The sequence below is a fragment of the Anaerotignum sp. genome (assembly GCF_045122575.1).
In the GTDB taxonomy this organism is placed as follows: domain Bacteria; phylum Bacillota; class Clostridia; order Lachnospirales; family Anaerotignaceae; genus Anaerotignum_A.
Window position 1 is genome coordinate 1 of sequence record NZ_JBGVHV010000080.1, and the last position, 4047, is coordinate 4047.

A 4047-nucleotide genomic window follows, 5' to 3' on the forward strand; every position below is an offset into this window, starting at 1 on the left:
GCTGCCCGGTCTGGCTCTTTCCAAAGCCATGCGTGACCTTTTGGAAGGCAACCTCATCAGCGGGAACTCCAAAGTGGTGGAAGTACTGCTCAATGCCGTTTCCATCGCCGGCGGTGTTGCCATCGCTCTGACTATTTTCCACATGTCTTAAAAACGGAGGTCAAAAATATGAGTGAACCTATTTTTTATTATCTGATCCATCCTATCATTGCCATGGTAGCCTGCATGGGCTATGCCATCGTTTGCAATGCTCCCAGAAAAGAGATCCCTTACTGCGGCGTAGCTGCCTTCATCTGCTGGCTGACCTATCAGCTGGTGATCCGACACGGCGGTACTCCCTTTGTCGGCACATTGCTGGCTACCTGTGCGGCAACCAGCTTTGCCCGCATCCTTTCCTGCCAGAGAAGACTGCCGACCATCGTGTATCATCTGCCCGGCATCCTGCCTCTGGTACCCGGTGCGGCGGTATATCACTGCATCACCTCTGCCATGGAAGGCGGCGCTTTTGACACGACTATCAACATCCTGACAGCATTCAAACTGGCCGGCGCCATCGGGATCGGCTCTGTAATCGTGCTGGTTTTGCCTACAAAATGGTTTAATATCATTCCTCATCTGGAACGAAAAGAAGGCTAAAAACATACAAAAACCCAGTGGTAATCAATGCCACCGGGCTTTTTTTTGTTCATTTTTCACCACCTTCGTCTGACAACAAAAAACCGAGTCTGTTTTCTGTCAAAAAACCGTACTTTTCCGAAAAATAGTTCTACTTTACTTTTCCGGAAAAACGGATAAACTGATACAGCAGGCAATATTTTTCAGGAAAGGAGGACGAAAAAATGGATCAGGATACCAAACTGATCAATCTGGCATTGGACGCCGGCGAGATCATGATCAAAAATGGCGCGGAAACCTTCCGTGTGCAGGATACCATGCAGCGCATCCTGAATACCACCGGCAGAGATAAGACCGAAGCCTTAGCCCTTTCCACCGTCCTTCTGGTGACCCTCCCCCGTACGGAGAAAAGCCCCCTTTCCATGATGCGGTCCATCCATAGCCGTTCCATCAACTTCCAGAAGGTGTGCGATGTCAACGACATGTCCCGCGCCTTCGTTTCCGGTAAGATCACACTGGAGGAAGCCATCAACCGACTGGACAACATCAGCAAAAACAAAAAATATCATCCATTGACATATATTCTGGGATACGGAGCTATTGCAGGCGGCTGCGGTCTTCTTCTGACCCCCTGCCTGACCGACGGCATCCTTTCCACTCTGATCGGCACATTGCTGGGCATCCTTTCCCTTTGGCTGGATACCAAAAAAATGCCCTATTTTCTCCCTCCCTTTCTTTCCGGGGCATTTGTTGCATTCTGCGCCTGCGGTATGCAGCCCTTCTTTCCGGGAAGTCACATGGATGCCAGCATTGTCGGCAGTCTTATGCCCCTCCTGCCCGGTATGACATTTTCCAAAGCCATGCGTGATCTGCTGGAAGGCAATATCATCAGCGGATACACAAAGGCCGTGGAAGCCATCGTCATTGCCGGCGCACTGGCCGGCGGCATCGGCCTGACATTATCCTATTTCCTGTAATGAAAAAAAACGCGAAAACACCATTGTGTCTTCGCGTTTTGTTTTTTATAACAGTTCTCTTCTGCCTTCCAATGCTCTGGACAATGTGATCTCATCCACATATTCCAGATCGCCGCCCACAGGCACGCCATTGGCGATACGGGTCACCTTCACTTCCAGAGGCTTCAGCATTTTTGCAATATACATAGCCGTTGCCTCCCCCTCCACATTGGGGTTGGTCGCAAGGATAACTTCCTCCACCGTGCCGTCGATACGACTGATCAGTTCACGGATGCGGATATCCTGCGGACCTACGCCCGTCATGGGAGAAATGGCACCATGTAGCACATGATATACACCGTGGAACTCCTTCGTTCTTTCATAAGCTGCCATATCTCTGGGATCTTCCACCACCATGATGACTTTATGGTCACGCTTTACATTGGCGCAGACAGGGCAGATCTCCTCTTCCGTCAGGTTACAGCAGACAGAGCAGTAACGCACCTGATCCTTTGCATCCAGAATGGCTTCAGAAAGGGCTGCCACCTTTTCTCTGGGCATATGGATGATATGAAAGGCCAGCCGCTGGGCGGATTTGCCGCCGATACCGGGCAGAGAGGCCAGTTCTTCAATGAGCCTTGTAACAGGGTTGCCGTAATAATTCATGCGTATCCCTTCTTTATCAGAACATGCCCATGCCGCCTGTCATACGGCCCATTTCGTTGTTATACATTTCTTCTACCTGTCTGATCGCTTCGTTTACAGCGGAAATGATCAGGTCTTCCAGCATTTCCACATCATCGGGATCTACTACGTCGGGGTTGATCTTCAGTTCCTGAATTTCTTTTTTACCGGAAATTTTCACTTTTACTGCACCGCCGCCGGATGTCATTTCCAGTGTTCTTGCCTGCAGTTCTTCCTGTTTTTCCATCATCTGTTTCTGCATTTTCTGTGCCTGCTTCATCAGGTTGTTCATGTTCATGCCACCCATGCCGCCGGGGAAACCGCCTTTTGCCATTGTTTATTCCTCCTTGAAATCAATTTCTAAAAATATACATCTTTTTTATTTTATATGATACCTTGCCTGATGACAAGGGTTTATTCGATATCTGCTTCAGGGAAATATTGTCCCAGAATGCTTGCAAACTCCGCGTCCTCTTCTTCCGTGGCCACATCTTCCTGTTTGCCGTAGTTTGCTTCATACCACAGGTTGTATTCCGCCTTGGTCGTCGTGCGGATCTGGAAGGACTTGCCTGTTTCCTTTTCCAGCACAGCGGCGATCTGGTCGATGCCTTTTTCCACCATATCCGCCAACGCGCCGTATTCACAGATCAGATAGAGGAACTCGTCTTCCTTGAATCCTACTTCCACCTGTGTCAGTTTGCTTCTCAGCGGTGCATCTTCCACTTCGCTTCTCAGCAGGATCCACTGATCCTTCACATGCTGTCTGTCTTCGGGCAGAGCAGGGGGTCTGCGTTTGGGTTTTTCTTTCGGTTTTGCGTCGGGTGCCGCCGCAACGGAAACCACCTGAACCCCTTCGGAAACCTTTCGTTCCAGTTCCCCCAGTCTTGCCGCCAAGGTAGAAACATCTTTCTCCGTCCATGGTGCGCAAAGCTTCATCAGCTCTACTTCCAGCAGGATACGCTCATTGGGCGCCCATTTCATTTCGCTCTGCAGATCAGAGAATTTCCCGATGAAATAGATGATCTCCTCGGGAGAAAGCACCTTTGCCGCCGCCTGCAGCCTTTCCGCATTTTCCCTGGAAAGATCCAGCACCATGCCCGCATCGGGGATGGTTGCCGCCATCAGAAGATTACGCAGATGCTGCAGCATTTCCGTCACGAACTGCTTTACATCTCTGCCGGAAAGCATCATTTCCTCCACCAATGTCATAGCTTTTTTCGCGTCTTTCTGCGCCAGCGCTTCCGTCATTTCGAAGAAGATGGTCTGGTCTACAGCGCCCATGATATCCAGAACCTTTTCCAGCGTCACTTCCTCCCCGCTGAAGAACGCAAGGCACTGGTCAAGGATACTCAGAGAATCACGCATGGAGCCGTCCCCCAGCTGGGCCACATAGCGTACCGCTTCGGGCGTGGCATCATGCCCTTCTTCCTTGAGATAGCCCATGAGGGTGTCCGCAATGGTTTCTGTCGTAATACGACGAAAATCGAACCGCTGCACACGGGACAGGATGGTCGCAGGAACTTTCTGGGGGTCTGTGGTCGCCAGAATGAAGATGACATGGGCAGGGGGTTCTTCCAATGTTTTCAGAAGCGCATTGAAAGCCGCCGTGGAAAGCATATGCACTTCATCGACAATATAGACTTTGAATTTCCCCTGGGTAGGGGGATATTTCACTTCTTCACGAATTTCACGGATATTATCTACGCCGTTGTTGGAGGCCGCATCGATCTCGATGACATTGACACTTCTGCCCGCAAGGATATCCCTGCAGACCGCACATTCGTTACAGGGT

General features: G+C 50.4%; 6 protein-coding genes. 3 read left to right on the top strand and 3 right to left on the bottom strand.

What is annotated here, in order from left to right; all coding sequences use genetic code 11:
- The first annotated feature begins 10 nt into the window (after positions 1–10).
- The 3 genes from ACJMLT_RS03555 (at position 11) to ACJMLT_RS03565 (ending at position 1592) form a co-directional block, all read left to right on the top strand.
- Positions 11–151, top strand: coding sequence for a threonine/serine exporter family protein (locus ACJMLT_RS03555; protein ID WP_405726714.1), 141 nt, complete (start codon positions 11–13; stop codon positions 149–151).
- 17 nt (positions 152–168) lie between these two features.
- Positions 169–636 (top strand): threonine/serine exporter family protein, encoded by a 468-nt coding sequence (locus ACJMLT_RS03560; protein ID WP_405726699.1) that lies wholly within the window; start codon positions 169–171, stop codon positions 634–636.
- Positions 637–839: 203 nt separating this feature from the next.
- On the top strand, positions 840–1592 hold the full coding sequence (locus tag ACJMLT_RS03565; protein ID WP_405726702.1) for a threonine/serine exporter family protein: 753 nt from the start codon (positions 840–842) through the stop codon (positions 1590–1592).
- A 45-nt stretch (positions 1593–1637) separates the two neighbouring features.
- Here ACJMLT_RS03565 and recR read toward each other — a convergent pair whose 3' ends face one another.
- The 3 genes from recR to dnaX all read right to left on the bottom strand — a co-directional run.
- Positions 1638–2237: a recombination mediator RecR gene (gene recR, locus ACJMLT_RS03570; RefSeq protein ID WP_405726705.1), complete on the bottom strand. Its 600-nt coding sequence runs from the start codon at positions 2235–2237 to the stop codon at positions 1638–1640.
- A gap of 16 nt (positions 2238–2253) precedes the next feature.
- A complete protein-coding gene (locus ACJMLT_RS03575; RefSeq protein ID WP_405726708.1) occupies positions 2254–2589 on the bottom strand; it encodes a YbaB/EbfC family nucleoid-associated protein in 336 nt (111 codons plus the stop codon).
- Positions 2590–2669: 80 nt separating this feature from the next.
- Positions 2670–4047 (bottom strand): DNA polymerase III subunit gamma/tau (gene dnaX, locus ACJMLT_RS03580; protein WP_405726711.1); only part of this gene is annotated, 1378 nt, incomplete at its 5' end.